This window comes from Streptomyces sp. NPDC098781 (genome assembly GCF_044759995.1).
In the GTDB taxonomy this organism is placed as follows: domain Bacteria; phylum Actinomycetota; class Actinomycetes; order Streptomycetales; family Streptomycetaceae; genus Streptomyces.
This window is the reverse complement of sequence record NZ_JBIWAK010000001.1, coordinates 97,860-112,253: the sequence shown is the minus strand read 5'-3', so window position 1 is coordinate 112,253 and position 14,394 is coordinate 97,860. Positions and strand designations below refer to the sequence as shown.

At 71.8% G+C, this 14,394-nt stretch carries 14 protein-coding genes and 1 riboswitch; of the genes, 4 read left to right on the top strand and 10 right to left on the bottom strand.

Annotated elements, in window-relative coordinates; all coding sequences use genetic code 11:
- Positions 1 to 3: 3 nt before the first annotated feature.
- Both nrdF and thiI read left to right on the top strand, forming a co-directional pair.
- Positions 4 to 1,032, top strand: a complete 1,029-nt coding sequence (gene nrdF, locus ACIQWG_RS00545) for a class 1b ribonucleoside-diphosphate reductase subunit beta (RefSeq protein ID WP_404088715.1) — start codon at positions 4 to 6, stop codon at positions 1,030 to 1,032.
- Positions 1,033 to 1,041: 9 nt separating this feature from the next.
- Entirely contained in the window at positions 1,042 to 2,292 is a 1,251-nt protein-coding gene (gene thiI, locus ACIQWG_RS00540; RefSeq protein WP_404088712.1) for a tRNA uracil 4-sulfurtransferase ThiI, read from the top strand.
- Positions 2,293 to 2,295: 3 nt separating this feature from the next.
- Here the strand turns inward: thiI and ACIQWG_RS00535 are convergent, their stop codons facing one another.
- Genes ACIQWG_RS00535 through ACIQWG_RS00525 form a run of 3 tightly spaced genes read right to left on the bottom strand, consistent with a single transcriptional unit; the run spans position 2,296 to position 5,902 of the window.
- A complete protein-coding gene (locus tag ACIQWG_RS00535) occupies positions 2,296 to 3,435 on the bottom strand; it encodes a bifunctional 2-methylcitrate synthase/citrate synthase (protein ID WP_404088709.1) in 1,140 nt (379 codons plus the stop codon).
- 50 nt (positions 3,436 to 3,485) lie between these two features.
- On the bottom strand, positions 3,486 to 4,391 hold the full coding sequence (gene prpB, locus ACIQWG_RS00530; RefSeq protein ID WP_404090734.1) for a methylisocitrate lyase: 906 nt from the start codon (positions 4,389 to 4,391) through the stop codon (positions 3,486 to 3,488).
- Between the two features lie 2 nt (positions 4,392 to 4,393).
- Complete coding sequence (locus ACIQWG_RS00525) at positions 4,394 to 5,902, bottom strand: MmgE/PrpD family protein (RefSeq protein WP_404088706.1); 1,509 nt, start codon at positions 5,900 to 5,902, stop codon at positions 4,394 to 4,396.
- Between the two features lie 208 nt (positions 5,903 to 6,110).
- On the opposite strand from ACIQWG_RS00525, the gene ACIQWG_RS00520 reads away from it, so the two are divergent.
- Both ACIQWG_RS00520 and ACIQWG_RS00515 read left to right on the top strand, forming a co-directional pair.
- Positions 6,111 to 7,559, top strand: coding sequence for a short-chain fatty acyl-CoA regulator family protein (locus ACIQWG_RS00520; protein ID WP_404088703.1), 1,449 nt, complete (start codon positions 6,111 to 6,113; stop codon positions 7,557 to 7,559).
- A gap of 558 nt (positions 7,560 to 8,117) precedes the next feature.
- Positions 8,118 to 8,708: a histidine phosphatase family protein gene (locus tag ACIQWG_RS00515; protein WP_404088700.1), complete on the top strand. Its 591-nt coding sequence runs from the start codon at positions 8,118 to 8,120 to the stop codon at positions 8,706 to 8,708.
- Positions 8,709 to 8,718: 10 nt separating this feature from the next.
- Here the strand turns inward: ACIQWG_RS00515 and ACIQWG_RS00510 are convergent, their stop codons facing one another.
- The 7 genes from ACIQWG_RS00510 to ACIQWG_RS00480 all read right to left on the bottom strand — a co-directional run bounded on the left by ACIQWG_RS00510 (position 8,719) and on the right by ACIQWG_RS00480 (position 14,389).
- A complete protein-coding gene (locus ACIQWG_RS00510) occupies positions 8,719 to 9,066 on the bottom strand; it encodes a hypothetical protein (RefSeq protein WP_404088697.1) in 348 nt (115 codons plus the stop codon).
- Positions 9,067 to 9,219: 153 nt separating this feature from the next.
- A complete protein-coding gene (locus ACIQWG_RS00505; protein ID WP_404088695.1) occupies positions 9,220 to 9,972 on the bottom strand; it encodes a CbtA family protein in 753 nt (250 codons plus the stop codon).
- A gap of 21 nt (positions 9,973 to 9,993) precedes the next feature.
- The gene (locus ACIQWG_RS00500) at positions 9,994 to 10,215 is read right to left on the bottom strand and encodes a CbtB-domain containing protein (protein WP_404088693.1); all 222 of its coding nucleotides are present in this window, start codon (positions 10,213 to 10,215) and stop codon (positions 9,994 to 9,996) included.
- Positions 10,216 to 10,252: 37 nt separating this feature from the next.
- Positions 10,253 to 10,406, bottom strand: a riboswitch (cobalamin riboswitch).
- 53 nt (positions 10,407 to 10,459) lie between these two features.
- Positions 10,460 to 11,272, bottom strand: a complete 813-nt coding sequence (locus tag ACIQWG_RS00495; protein WP_404088690.1) for an enoyl-CoA hydratase — start codon at positions 11,270 to 11,272, stop codon at positions 10,460 to 10,462.
- Positions 11,269 to 12,165, bottom strand: a complete 897-nt coding sequence (gene mmsB, locus ACIQWG_RS00490) for a 3-hydroxyisobutyrate dehydrogenase (RefSeq protein WP_404088688.1) — start codon at positions 12,163 to 12,165, stop codon at positions 11,269 to 11,271. Before mmsB ends, ACIQWG_RS00495 begins: the two co-directional genes overlap by 4 nt.
- A complete protein-coding gene (locus tag ACIQWG_RS00485; protein ID WP_404088685.1) occupies positions 12,162 to 13,244 on the bottom strand; it encodes an enoyl-CoA hydratase/isomerase family protein in 1,083 nt (360 codons plus the stop codon). Before ACIQWG_RS00485 ends, mmsB begins: the two co-directional genes overlap by 4 nt.
- Positions 13,241 to 14,389, bottom strand: a complete 1,149-nt coding sequence (locus ACIQWG_RS00480; protein ID WP_404088682.1) for an acyl-CoA dehydrogenase family protein — start codon at positions 14,387 to 14,389, stop codon at positions 13,241 to 13,243. Before ACIQWG_RS00480 ends, ACIQWG_RS00485 begins: the two co-directional genes overlap by 4 nt.
- Between the last annotated feature and the right edge of the window lie 5 nt (positions 14,390 to 14,394).

The window sequence follows — 14,394 nt, the reverse complement described above, 5'->3', positions numbered from 1 at the left end:
ACCATGACCACCGCCCCCGCCACCACCGCGCTGACCGAGCTGTCGGTGACGCCCCCGGCGTACCGCCACGACCCGGCCGCCCGGCTCCGCCCCGTCAACTGGAACCGCGTCACCGACGAGAAGGACCTGGAGGTGTGGAACCGGCTCACCGCCAACTTCTGGCTGCCCGAGAAGGTCCCGCTCTCCAACGATCTGAACGCCTGGCAGCAGCGGCTCAGCGCTGAGGAACGCACGCTGACCATGCGGGTGTTCACCGGCCTGACCATGCTCGACACCGTGCAGGCGACGGTCGGCGAGATCGTCCAGATCCAGGACGCGCGCACCGAGCACGAGGAGGCCGTGTACACCAACATCGCCTTCATGCAGGCCGTGCACGCCCGCAGCTATTCGTCCGTGTTCTCCACGCTCTCCACCACCCGGGAGATCGACGACGCGTACGCCTGGGCCGTCGGCAACGACGTCCTCCAGCAGCGCTGCAAAACGGTCCTGAACCACTACTACGGCGACGACCCGCTCAAGCGGAAGGTCGCCTCCACGCTGCTGTCGTCCCTCCTGCTGTACGCGGGCTTCTACCTGCCGCTGCACTTCTCCACGCACGCCCTGCTCACCAACACGGCCGACATGATCCGGCTGATCCTGCGGGACAAGGCGGTGCACGGCTACTACTCGGGCTACAAGTACCAGCGCGGCCTGGAGAAGCTGACGCCCGCCGGGCAGGAGCAGATGCGCGAGTTCACGCACAGCCTGCTGGAGGAGCTGTACGAGCTGGAACTGCGGTACTCGGGCGAGCTGTACGAGCCGCTCGGCCTGATGGACGACGTGGCGGTCTTCGTCCGTTACAACGCCGACAAGGCGCTGATGAACCTGGGTTACCCGGCCCGGTTCGGTGCGGACGAGACCGAGGTCAACCCGGAGATCCTGGCGGCGCTGTCGCCCGGCGCGGACGAGAACCACGACTTCTTCTCCGGCTCCGGCTCCTCCTACGTCATGGGCAAGGCGGAGGACACCGCCGACGACGACTGGGACTTCTGAGAGGCTGACATGTCCGGCGAACCCAGAGTGCCCGCCGCACGGGGCACGACTCCCGCCTACGGCCCCTGTGTGCTGCTCAAGCACGGCGAGATCTTCCTCAAGGGACACAACCGCCATCGCTTCACCGAGCGGCTGCACGACAACCTGCGCCTCGCGCTGCGCGGCATCGGCGGCTCGACGTGGATCAAGACCGCCCAGAACGTCACCGTGCTGGGCGGCCAGGTCCCGCAGGAGGCCCTGGTGGAGCGGGCCCGACGGGTGATCGGCTTCAACTCCGTGGAGCCGGCCGTGCGGGTGCCCAGCACTCTGGAGGTGATCACCCGGGCGGCCGTCGAGGCGATGGCCGCCCGGCCGGCGGGCAGTGGCTTCGCCGTGCGGGCAAAACGGCGGGACAAGCAGTTCCCACTGAAATCGTCCCAGTTGGCGGGGCATCTGGGGGCCCGGATCCTGGAGGAGGTCCCCGCGCTGCGCGTGGACCTCACCCGGCCCGACACGGTCCTTGCCGTCGAGGTCGACCGCAAGGAGACCTACCTCTCCTGGACCCGGCACCCCGGCCTCACCGGTCTGCCCGTCGGCTCCAGCGGGCGCGCCCTGGTGCTGCTCTCGGGCGGATACGACTCCCCCGTGGCCGCCCACCGGGCCATGCGCCGGGGCCTGGCCTGTGACTTCGTGCACTTCAGCGGGGCGCCGTACACGAACCCGTCGTCCGTGTACAAGGCGTACGCCCTCGCCCGCGAGCTGAACCGGTACCAGCCGCCCGGCCGACTGCACGTCATCGCCCTGGGCAAGGCCCAGAAGCAGCTGGCGGTGGCCGGTGCGGGCCGGCTGCAAGTCGTCGCCCAGCGGCGGCTGATGGTGCGTACCGCCTCGGAGCTGGCCGGCCGCATCGGCGCCGAGGCCCTGGTCACGGGCGACAGCCTCGGCCAGGTGGCGAGCCAGACGCTGGCCAACCTGGCCGCGGTGGACGAGGCGGCCGGCCGGCTGGTCCTGCGCCCGCTGATCGGCTGGGAGAAGCAGGAGATCATCGACGCGGCCCGCGCGATCGGCACGGCCGACATCTCCGTCCTGCCCGACGAGGACTGCTGTCAGCTCCTCGCCCCGCCCCGGGCCACCACCCGGGCCGGGCTGCCCCAGTTGCGTGCCGTGGAGAGGCGGCTCGACCTGGACGAGGTGACGCAGGAGCTGCTGGCGGGTGTGCAGGTGATGCGGCCCGGCGAGGACGCGGTGCCCGCCGCCCCGAGTTGTCCGGCTCCCGTCTGAGCACTATTCGGCGGTGCCCGGCACCGCCCGCTGGTCCGGTCCCGCGTAGGAGGCGAGGGGCCGGATCAGTGCGTTGTGGGCGAGTTGTTCGGTGATGTGGGCGGTCCAGCCGGTGATACGGCTCATCACGAAGATGGGCGTGAACGCCGGGATGTCGAAGCCCATCAGGTGGTAGGCGAGCCCGGCCGGGTAGTCCAGGTTCGGGTGGATGCCCTTGCGGGTGATCATCGCGTGTCGCAGCGCCGCGTGCAGGGTGGCCAGCCGGGTGACCTCGGGGTCGGCGGCGCGGGCGACCAGGCGGTCCAGGGCGTCCTGCATGATCGGCACCCGTGAGTCGCCGTGCTTGTAGACGCGGTGCCCGAAGCCCATGATCTTCCGCTTGGTGGCGAGCGCGCCGTCGAGCCACTCCTCGACCCGCCGCGGGTCGCCGATCTCGTTCAGCATGTGCATCACGGCTTCGTTGGCGCCGCCGTGCAAGGGTCCCTTGAGGGCGCCGATCGCGGCGGTGACCGCGCTGTAGAGGTCGGAGAGGGTGGAGGTGACGACCCGCGCGGTGAACGTCGACGCGTTGAAGCTGTGTTCGGCGTACAGCACCAGGGAGATCTCGAAGCAGCGGACCACGTCCGGGTCGGGCACGCTGCCGAAGCACATGTGGAAGAAGTTCTCGGCGTACCCGAGGTCGGGGTCGGGCGCGATCGGGTCCTGTCCCCGGCGGCGGCGCTGGTCGGCGGCGACCACGGTGGGCAGTTTCGCCAGCAGGGTCAGGGACTTGGCGCGGTTCGCGGCGAGAGAGCCGTCGTCCTCGGTGGGGTCCTCGGCGCCGAAGAAGCTGACCGCGGTGCGCAGGACGTCCATCGGGTGGCAGGTCTCGGGGAGCTTCGCCAGCAGCTCCCCGGTGGTGCGGTCCAGCGGGCGCAGGGCGCGTTCGCGGGCCTGGAAGTCCGCGAGTTGGCGTGCGTCGGGGAGTTCGCCGTACCAGAGCAGGTACGCGACCTCCTCGAAGGAGCGACGGGCTGCGAGGTCCTGGACCGGATAGCCGCGGTAGGTGAGGGAGTTGGTCTCCTGGATGACGGTGGAGATCTCGGTGGTGTCGACGACGACACCGGCGAGGCCGCGGTGGATCTCGGACGCGGTGATGGTCATGGGGAGCCTGCCTTCGTGGGTCAGGTGCCGGCGTCAGGTGCCGGGTGGCGTCAGGTGCCGGGCGGGAGGGTGAAGTCGAAGACGGCCGAGTCGAAGGCCGAGTACTCCTCGTAGCCGAGGAGTTCGTACAGGCGGGAGCGGGTCTGCATGCGCGGCAGCAGGGATTCCTGGCTGCCTTCGGCCGCGATCGTGCGCAGCCCGTCCTCCACGGCGCCCATGGCGATCCGCAGCAGCGTGACCGGGTAGAGCGCGATGTTGTAGCCGAGGTTCTCCAGCGTGCGGGCGTCCAGCAGCGGGGTCTTGCCGAACTCGGTCATGTTGGCGAGCAGCGGGACGTCGACCGCCTTGCGGAACGCCTCGTACTCGGCCTCGTCGGCGAGGGCTTCGGGGAAGACGGCGTCGGCGCCGGCGTCGACGTAGGCCTTCGCACGCTTGATCGCCGCCTGAAGCCCCTCCACCGACCGGGCGTCGGTGCGGGCCATCAGCACGAAGTCCGGGTCGCGGCGGGCGTCGACGGCGCCCCTGATCCGCCGGACCATCTCCTCGCGGGGCGTGACGGTCTTGCCGTCGAGGTGGCCGCAGCGCTTGGGGTTGACCTGGTCCTCCAGGTGGAGTCCGGCGAGCCCCGCGTCCTCCAGCACCTGGACGGTGCGGGCGGCGTTCATCGGCTCCCCGAACCCGGTGTCCGCGTCGATGAGGACCGGAAGGTCGGTGACCCGGGTCGTCTGCTGCGCGCGGGCGGCGATCTCGGTGGCGGTGGTCAGGCCGATGTCGGGCAGCCCCAGGTCCGCGGCGAGGACGGCGCCGGAGAGGTAGACGGCGTCGAAGCCGGTGTCCTGGATGAGGCGGGCGGACAGCGGGTTGATGGCGCCGGGCATGCGCAGCAGCCGGCCGGAGGCGAGCTGTTCGCGGAACGTACGGCGGCGTTCGGCGGGGGTGGTGCGGGTGTGGAGCAGCATCAGAACAGGCCCTTCGGGAGCCGGGCGTCGTACGCCGCGACGGCCTCGGTGTCGACGGCAGGGAACAGTCCGCCCAGGTCGGCGGCGCCCAGCTCGGCGAGGTGCTCGGCGGCGGCGAGGAACCGGTCCTGGCCGCCCGGTGTCACGATGCCCTCGACGAGGGTGCGGAACTTCGCCGTGTAGGCGGGGCGGTCGAAGGGACGCGCGCCGGCCGGGTGGGCGTCGGCGACGGCCAGCTCGTCCTCGATCACCGTGCCGTCGTCCAGGGTGACGACCGCCCGTCCGCCGAAGGCGCGGCGGTCCGGGTCGGGGTCGTGGTAGCGGCGGGTCCACACCGGGTCCTCGACCGTCGTGATCTTCCGCCAGAGCTCGACGGTCTCCGGGCGGCGGGCACGCTCGGGGGCGTAGGAGCGCTCGTGATGCCAGGTGCCGTCCTCGAGGGCGACGGCGAGGATGTACGGGACCGAGTGGTCGAGGGTCTCGCGGCTGGCCTCGGGGTCGTACTTCTGCGGATCGTTCGCACCGGAGCCGATGACGTGGTGGGTGTGGTGGCTGGTGTGCAGCACCACCGAGCGCACCTTCGCCAGCGGGCCGGTCTTCTCGCGCATCCGCCGGGCCAGGTCGATGATCGCCTGGGCCTGGTACTCGGCCGAGTGCTCCTTGGTGTAGGTGTCGAGGATCGCGCGCCGCGGCTCATCGGGCTCGGGGAGCAGGACGGTGTAGTCGGCCTCCGGGCCGTCCAGCATCCAGGCCAGGAACCCGTCCTCGCCCTCGTAGACCGGGGACGGGGAGGTCTCGCCGCGCAACGCCCGGTCCACCGCCTCGATCGCCGTCTTGCCGGCGAAGGCCGGCGCGTAGGCCTTCCAGCTGGAGATCTCGCCCTTGCGGGACTGCCGGGTCGCGGTCGTGGTGTGCACGGCCTGCTGCACCGCCTGGTACACCGTCTCGGTCGGCAGCCGCAGCAGCGCGCCCAGGCCGCAGGCGGTGGCCGCGCTGAGGTGGGCCACGTGGTCGATGCGGTGCTCGTGCAGACAGATGCCCTTGACCAGGGCGACATGGATCTCGTACGCCGCCACGACGCCTCGCAGCAGATCGGCGCCGGTGCGGCCGGTGTGCTGGGCGACGGCGAGCAGGGGCGGGATGTTGTCGCCGGGGTGGGAGTAGTCGGCGGCGAGGTAGGTGTCGTGGAAGTCCAGCTCACGTACGGCGGTGCCGTTGGCCCAGGCGGCCCACTCCGGTGAGACGCGGGCGGCCGTGCCGAAGACGGACGCGCCGGGGGTGCCTGCGCGGTGGGCGGTGGCCTGAGCGCGGGCGACCGCGACCGGGCGGCGCAGCAGGGAGGCGACGGCGACCGAGGCGTTGTCGATCACCCGGTTGACGGCCATCGCGCTGCTGTCGGCGCCCGGCTCCTCGGTGCCGGTGGCGACGGACGCGAGCTTCCAGGCGAGCTGCTCCTCGCGCGGCAGGCGGTCGGCGCTGGGGTGGACTCGGACGTGGTGCTCGATCACGGGACTCCTCGCGGATGCCGGGCGGTCTGGCTGATGTGATCGAGCCTGCCCCGCGGCCGGGCGCCGGGCCACCGGTCCAATGTGCGGAATCCGTACAGCGCGGAGCTGCGAATCTGCGAAAGTTGCGAATTCTGCGGATGATAGGTTCGCAACTACGCCGCCCAGTACACCGCCCTAGTTCGGCGGGATCCCGACCAGGAGGTGGGCCATGTCCCGGCGACCGGCCGAACGCAAGGTCTACGCCCACGCCAAGCTGCGCCGGCTGCGACGCGAGCGGGGCATGAACCAGGTCGACATGGCCCGCGCGCTCGGCATCTCCACCAGTTACGCCAACCAGATCGAACAGAGCCAGCGTCCGCTGACGGCACCCGTGCTGCTGCGGATCGCGGAGGTCTTCGGGGTCGACGCGGAGTTCTTCTCCGAGGCGGAGGAGGACCGGCTCGCCGCCGATCTGCGCACCGCGCTCGCCGACGAAGCGTGCGGGGTGGAGCTGCCCGCCGCAGAGGAGATCACCGAGGCCGCGCGCGACCACCCCGAGGTGGCCCGCGCCCTGGTCGCCCTGCACCGCCGCTACCGGGACACCGCCGAGCAGGCCGCCGCCCTCGGCTCACCGGGCTCGCCGCTCCCCGCGGGCGAACCGCATGACGAGGTACGGGACTTCTTCTACGCCCATCACAACCACTTCGAGCCACTGGACACCGAGGCCGAACACACCGCGCAGGCGCTGCAACTGCGGCCGGGCCGCACCGCCGATCCACTCGCCGCACGGCTGGCCGAGCGGCACGGCGTCAGGGTGGTCCAGGCCGCCTCCGGCCGCTCCGGTGACGCCCGGCGCTTCGACCCGGCCACCGGACTGCTGTTCCTGTCCCCGTGGCTCAGCGACGGCCAGCGTGCCTTCCAGCTCGCCACCCAGCTGGCCCTGCTGGAACACGCCCCGCTGCTCGGTCAACTCGCCGACAGCGCCCCGGAACTGACCTCGCCGGAGTCTTTGCCGCTGGCCCGTATCGGCCTGGCGAACTATTTCGCCGGCGCCCTGCTCATGCCGTACACGGCCTTCCATGCCATGGCCGAAGAGGTGCGCTACGACATCGAGTTGCTGTCGGCCCGCTTCGGCGTCGGCTTCGAGACCGTCTGCCACCGCCTGAGCACCTTGCAACGCACCGGACGCCGGGGCGTCCCCTTCTCCTTCCTGCGGGTCGACCGGGCCGGGAACATCTCCAAACGGCAGTCCGCGACCGACTTCCACTTCTCCCGGCTCGGCGGCACCTGCCCGCTGTGGACGGTGTACGAGGCGTTCTCCGCACCCGGGCGGATCCTGACCCAGGTCGCCGAGATGCCGGACGGGAAGCGGTACTTCTGGATCGCCCGGACCATCACCCGCGGCGGCTTCGGCCATCACGCCCCGCGCGCGGAGTTCGCGGTCGCGCTCGGCTGCGAACTGCGGCACGCTGCGCGGCTCGTGTACGCCGAGGGCGTCGCCCTGGACGATCCGCGGGCCGCCACCCCGATCGGGCTCGGCTGCCGGATCTGCGAGCGCCGGGACTGCGCACAGCGGGCCCGTCCCCCGGCCGGCGGCCGGCTCGCCATCGACCCCGACCGGCGCACGTACGTGCCCTACCCGGTAGAGACCCACGGCCCACCGCCGCGCCGGCCGTGACCGGCTGGACGGGCGCCGGCTTCCCTCACGAGGCGAAGGGCGCCCCGCTGTCTGAGCATCGGCAGCGCATGGTCCATGAGCGCGGGAGACAGCCGGACATCATCCTCGTCCCCGGTGATCCACCGCAGGCGCGCGAGTTCGGCGCCGATCCGCGGGGCCCGGTCGACAGCGGTCTCGAACACCGTCAGCCTCATCGGCACGCCCTCCAGTGCCGCGGTGGCTTCGACAACGGCGAGCAGACGGTGCCGCACGGGCAGAACCCCCAACTCCTCGTCCAGCTCCCGGGCCGGCGTCTCCAGCGGCTCCTCGTCCCCGTCGGGCTAGCCACCCGGGAGTCAGAAAGTCGCCGGAGCGGCCTGCTTGCCGACGACCAGAAGCCGCTCGGCCTCGACGATGACCGCCGCGACCACGATCAACGACGGTCGCGCGTCCGCACCGGGCATGCCGTCGGCTCCCTCATCAAGTCTCGTACGCCTGTCCTCAGCGCCGGATCAGCTCACCGTACGCTCCCTCTCGGACGGAGACCCGAATCCGCGACGGCACCAGGAGGCGTCACCCGTGGCCAGCCGAATCATGCTCATCTCTCCCGCCACGAGCCGGTCGCTGCGGCAGGCCCGTTTCGACGACGGCGTGGGGATCGACGACGCGGGGACGGCTCGGGCCCGTGCGGCGGCCGGGGCGCTGCCCTCGGGTGGGCGTGTCGTGGCGTCCGGGAGTGTGCGGTGCGGGGAGACGGCCGTGGCCCTGGGGCTCCATGGCGAGGAGGTGGCGGATCTGGCACCCCTGGACGTGGGCCGGTGGCGAGGCCTGGTGCTGGACGAGGTCGCCGCCGCCGAGCCGGAGTCGATGGCGCGGTGGCTGAGCGATCCGGCCTGCGCTCCGCACGGCGGGGAGTCGGTCGAGGATGTCTGCGCTCGGGTCGGGCGCTGGCTGGACGCCGGCCGGGAGACGGACGGGCGGGTGCTCGCCGTGGTGGAGCCGGAGGTCGTGCGAGCCGCCGTCGTCCACGCACTGCGCCTGCCGTCCGCGGCCTTCTGGCGGCTGGACGTCCCCCCGCTGACGGCGACGGAACTCAGTGGCCGGTCCGGGCGCTGGAATCTGCGGCTGGGGCGCCCGCTGGACGTGCCGGAGACCGACGGCGCTGCGTAGCCGAACCGGTTCAGGAGGCCAGGTCGCGGTGGCGCCGGAGCAGGTTCGCGATCGCGCAGCGCAGACAGCCGACGGGCGCGTCCGACGTCCTGGACCCATCGGCCGGACACGGTGCCGGCGCTTCCTCCGGGCCGGACCCGGGCTGTTCGCCGCAGCCCGCCGGTGAACCGACCAGAAGCTCCAGCTCTTCGAGCAACTGCTCAGTGCGCCTGGCCCGTTGAGCGAGCACGCGCACCCGGGCGCTCTGGCCGCCGATCTGCCGGCGACTGGCGATCAGTTGCTCGTACTCCTCGACCGTGAGCGCAACCGCCTCGCGCCCGCCGAGAGTGATGTGCCGTGGCTGGGGTCGTTTGGCCACTCGGTTCCTCCGCTCCTCGCCCGACTCGTCGTCCCGTCCGACGGTCCCTTCCCATCCATGGAGGATGACCGTGATGCGAAGGGGTTGGTTCACTCACAACGCGAAAGGGCCCCTGGATGGTTCCACGGGCCCTCGAACGTCCGGCGGATCAGGTCAGTTGGGAGCGGTGACGGGCCCGCTCACGGCCGCTGTCGCGGGCTTGGGATCGAGCAGACGCTCGGCCAGCTCGCCGAACAGCAAGCCGAATCCGGTCCACAGCGTGACCTGGATGGCCAGCGCGGACAGCCGGAACCGCCACAGCACGGAGGCCGGGAAACCGGCCGGCACCTCGTCGATGACCGGAAGGACCGCGTACGCGATCCCGATGACCAGGGCGAAGGCGGCCACCGCCGAGACCGTCGCCCACCACGCCCCCGTCGCGGGCGCCAGTCGCCTGCCCAGGAGGGTGGCGGCGATCGCCAGCAGCACACTGAGCAGCATCATCAGGAAGTACAGGGTGGTCCGCTTGCCGATGGTGTCGGGGTCGCCGACGGCCGGCGGGTTGGCCGGGTACTTCAGGAACGGCACCACGTAGACGGCGAGCAGCGCACAGCCGGACAGCAGCAGTGCGGTGGCCCGCGGACCGAAGCGGCCCACCCGTCCGAGGGCGAAGCAGTACGCCAGGGCGGCGATACCGCCGAAGGCGACCCCGTAGATCAGGACGCCGGTGGCCAGTCCCGCGGTGGACTGAACGGAGCGGGAGACGATCTCCATCTCGTGCTCGTGGGAGTGGGCCTCCTCGAAGCCGATCGCCCTGTCCACGTTCGGTTCACCGAGGAAGTACGCGACGACGAGGGCGAGCACGCCGGCGGCGAGGCCGGCGAGCATGCCGCGCACGAGCAGGTTTCTGACGGTTGCGGAGTTCATGAGGGTGTCGGCTCCCCGGTGTCAGTGGCAGGGGAAGCCGAGCAGGTGGCGGGCGTCGTGCACCCACTCGTGGACGTCCTCGCCGGAGACGACGGAGGTGGCGCCCTGCTCGGCGCCGACGAAGTACAGCAGGACCAGCATCAGGATGCCGAAGAAGACCGCCCACGGGACGATCGCGCCGATCGGCAGCTTGGCGGGGAGAGCGGCGGTGGTGGCTGTCGGCGGGGCGACATGCTGCGCCATGGCAGGGCCTCCTTAAGGGAGTTCGCGTCCCATCTGGGTGAAGCACAGGACGACGGGCCCGGGTCTGACTCACGGTGTGCCCCGGGATGGGGCACACCGTTCACAGTGGCGCGACCGTGCCGGATTCCCACCGGCTTCCGTGGCGCCGTCGTCGATATCGAGACGACGCTACCCCTCGGCCGGTGTGAGACCTATACCGAGTCGACCGGTGGGAACCGGCTCTCACCCTGCTCTCACCGCGCGCTTACCTGTGGCCGAAGGAGGGCGGTCGTTTGTCGACGAAGGCGTCCATGCCCTCCTTCTGGTCCGCCGTCGCGAACACCGCGTGGAAGAGCCGCCGTTCGAAGCGGACTCCCTCCGCGAGCGTCGTCTCGAAGGACCGTGCCACCGCCTCCTTGGCCATCATCGCGACCGGCAGCGACATGCCCGCCACGGTCTCGGCGACGTTCAGGGCCTCCCCGATCAATTCGTCGGCGGGCACGATCCGCGAGACCAGTCCCGCACGCTCGGCCTCGGCGGCGTCCATGGTGCGCCCGGTCAGGCACAGTTCCATGGCCTTGGCCTTGCCGACCGCCCGCGTGAGCCGCTGCGAGCCGCCGATGCCGGGGATGACGCCGAGCTTGATCTCGGGCTGCCCGAACACGGCGGTGTCGGCGGCGAGCAGGATGTCGCAGAGCATCGCCAGTTCGCAGCCGCCGCCCAGCGCGTACCCGGAGACCGCGGCGACGGTCGGTGTGCGCAGCTGCCCCAGCCGGTCCCAGGCCGTGAACCAGTCGCTCAGGTACATGTCCATGTACCCCTGCGGCCGCATCTCCTTGATGTCGGCCCCGGCCGCGAACGCCTTCGCCGAACCGGTGATCACGATGCAGCCGCAGTCGGGGTCCCGGTCCAGGGCCTCGGTGGCGGCGACGACCTCCTCCATCACCTTGAGGTTGAGGGCGTTGAGTGCCTTGGGGCGGTTGAGGGTGAGCAGGGCGGTACGGCCCTTGCGCTCGACGAGGATCGTCTCGTACGCCTCGTCCGTGCTGTCCGTGCTGTCCGTGCTGTCCGTGCTCATGGCTTCTCCCCACTCTGCTTCCTGATGGTCCGCACGATCCCGGAGAAGTCCTCGTCCGCTCCGTCCCCTTCGGCGTACGCGGCGTACAACTCGGCCGCGCGCAACCCGAGTTCCGCCCGCACCCCGCCTTCCCGCAGGGCGTTGGCCGCCAGTCCCAGGTCCTTGGCCATCAGCGGGGCGGCGAAGCCGGGGCGGTAGTCGCGGTTGGCGGGGCTGCCCGGCACCGGGCCCGGCACCGGGCAGTTGACGGTCAGCGCCCAGCACTGCCCGGACGCGGTGGACGCCACGTCGTACAGGGCCTGATGGGACAGTCCGAGGCTCTCGGCGAGTACGAAAGCCTCGCTGACGGCGATCATCGACACACCGAGGATCATGTTGTTGCAGATCTTGGCCGCCTGCCCGGCGCCCGCGCCGCCGCAGTGCACGGCCCGCTTGCCCATGGCGGCGAGCAGCGGCTCGGCCTCCGCGAACTCGGCCTCCCCGCCGCCCGCCATGAAGGTGAGCGTGGCCGCCTCGGCGCCGACGACCCCGCCGGACACCGGGGCGTCCAGGGCTCGCATGCCGGCGGCGACGGCCTGTTCGTGGGCGGTGCGGGCGTCGGCGACATCGATGGTCGAGCAGTCGACGAAGAGGGTGCCGGGGCGGGCCGCGCCGAGGATGTCGTCGTAGAGGCCGAGCACATGGCGCCCGGCGGGCAGCATGCTGATCACGAGGTCCGCGCCGGCCACGGCCTCGGCGGCCGAGCCGGCGGGCTCGACGCCCTGCCCGGCGGCGGCTTCCACGAGGGCCGGAACCAGGTCGTGGCCGAGGATCCGGTGCCCGGCCTTCGCGAGGTTGGCGGCCATCGGGCCGCCCATGTGCCCCAGTCCGATGAAGGCTACGGTCCTGCTCACCACGGCACCTCCTGAGTGCTCTCGGGCCGGCGGTCGGCGAGTGAGAGCTCACGCTCGCCGAGCGGGGTGAAGAAGCGCTCCACGTCCGCCTCGGTGACCTCGGTGAAGGTGGCCGGGGTCCAGTGCGGGTCACGGTCCTTGTCGATGACCTGCGCGCGGATGCCCTCCACCAGGTCGGGGGCGGTGAGGCAGGCGACGGAGACGCGGTACTCCTGCTCCAGGACCCGCTCCAGGGGGCCCAGCCGGCGGGCGCGTCGGAGGGCGGCCAGGGTGACCTTGAGGGCGGTCGGCGACTTGGCGAGCAGGGACTCGGCGGCCTGCTTGGCCGCCGGGTCGCCGTGCCCGAGCAGGCGGTCGACGATCTCCTCGACGCTGTCCGCGGCGTAGCAGGCGTCGATCCAGGGCCGCTGGGCGGCGAGTTCACCCGGTGGAGCCTGACTCACATACCGGGCGAGAACGTCGTGCACGGGTTCCCGGGCCAGGTCCCGCAGGAGATCCGGGAGGCTCCCGGACGGCACGTGGTGGTCGGCGAGCCCGCACAGCAGGGCGTCCGCCGCCCGGACCTGGGTGCCGGTCAGGGCGAGGTGGGTGCCGAGTTCGCCGGGCGCGAGGGCGAGGAGGTAGGTGCCGCCGACGTCCGGCACGAATCCGATGCCGGTCTCCGGCATGGCGATCCGGGACCGTTCGGTGACCAGGCGGACGCTGCCGTGGGCGGAGACCCCGACGCCGCCGCCCATCACGATGCCGTCCATGACGGCGACGTACGGCTTCGGACAGCGCGCGATCCGGGCGTTGAGGTGGTACTCGTCGCGCCAGAACGCCGCCGACGCCGAGCCGTCCCCGTCCCGGGCGTCGTCGTGGATGGCACGGATGTCACCGCCCGCGCACAGGGCGCGCTCGCCCGCGCCGGTGATGACGACGGTCTCGACCGCCGGGTCGTGTTCCCACGCGGCCAGCGCCGCGTCGATGCGCCGCACCATGGCGTGGGTCAGGGCGTTGAGGGCTTTGGGCCGGTTGAGGGTGACGTACCCGGCGCGCCCCTCGGTGCGCGTCAGGACGTGGTCCTCGGTGTCGGTCATCCGAATGCCTCCGTCAGGCCGCGGGCCACGATGACGCGCATGATCTCGTTGGTTCCTTCCAGGATCTGGTGGACGCGCAGGTCACGGACGATCTTCTCGATGCCGTAGTCGCTCAGGTACCCGTAGCCGCCGTGCAGTTGGAGCGCGCGGTCGGCGACGGAGTAGCCGGTGTCGGTGGCGAAGCGCTTGGCCATCGCGCACAGGTACGGCGCCTGCGGGTCGCCTCGGTCGAGGGCCTGGGCGGCCTGGTGGACCAGGGCGCGGGCGGCCGTCAGCTCGGTCGCCATGTCGGCGAGCCGGAAGCGCAGCGCCTCGGAGTCCAGCAGCCGGGCGCCGAACGCCTCCCGGTCGGCGAGGTGGGCGAGGCTGCGGTCGAGGGCGCTGCGGGCGCCGCCGAGGGAGCAGGCGGCGATGCCGAGCCGGCCGCCGTTCAGGCCGCTCATGGCGATGCGGAAGCCGTCGCCCTCGGCGCCGAGCAGCCGGTCCGCGGGGACGCGGACACCGTCCAGGACGACCTGGCGGGTGGGCTGGGCGTTCCAGCCCATCTTGCGTTCGTTGGGGCCGAAGCCGATTCCCGGGTCGTCCTTGTCGACGAGGAACGCGCTGATGCCGTTCGGCCCGTCGAGGCCGGTGCGGGCCATCACGACATACAGCTGGGCGGCGCCGGCACCGGAGATGAACTGCTTCACGCCGGTCAGCACCCAGTGGTCGCCGTCGCGTACGGCGCGGGTGCGCAGGGCCGCGGCGTCGGAACCGGCGCCGGGTTCGGTGAGGCAGTAGCTCCCCAGGTCCTCCATGGCGCACAGGCGGGGCAGCCAGCGGTCACGCTGGGCGGTGTCGCCGTAGTGGTCGACCATCCAGGCGACCATGTTGTGGATGGAGAGATAGCCGGCGATGGACGGACAGCCGGAGGCGAGCGTCTCGAAGACGAGGACGCCGTCGGCACGGGAGAGCCCGGAGCCGCCCGACTCCTCGCGGACGTACACCCCACCGAGGCCGAGCCCGGCGGCCTTGCGCAGCACGTCGACCGGGAAGTGCTTGTCCCGGTCCCAGTCGAGGGCGTGCGGGGCGAGATGGTCCTGGGCGAAGTCCAGGGTGGTCTCGACGAGGGCCTGCTGGTCCTCGGTGAGCGAAGCGGTGGTCATGACGC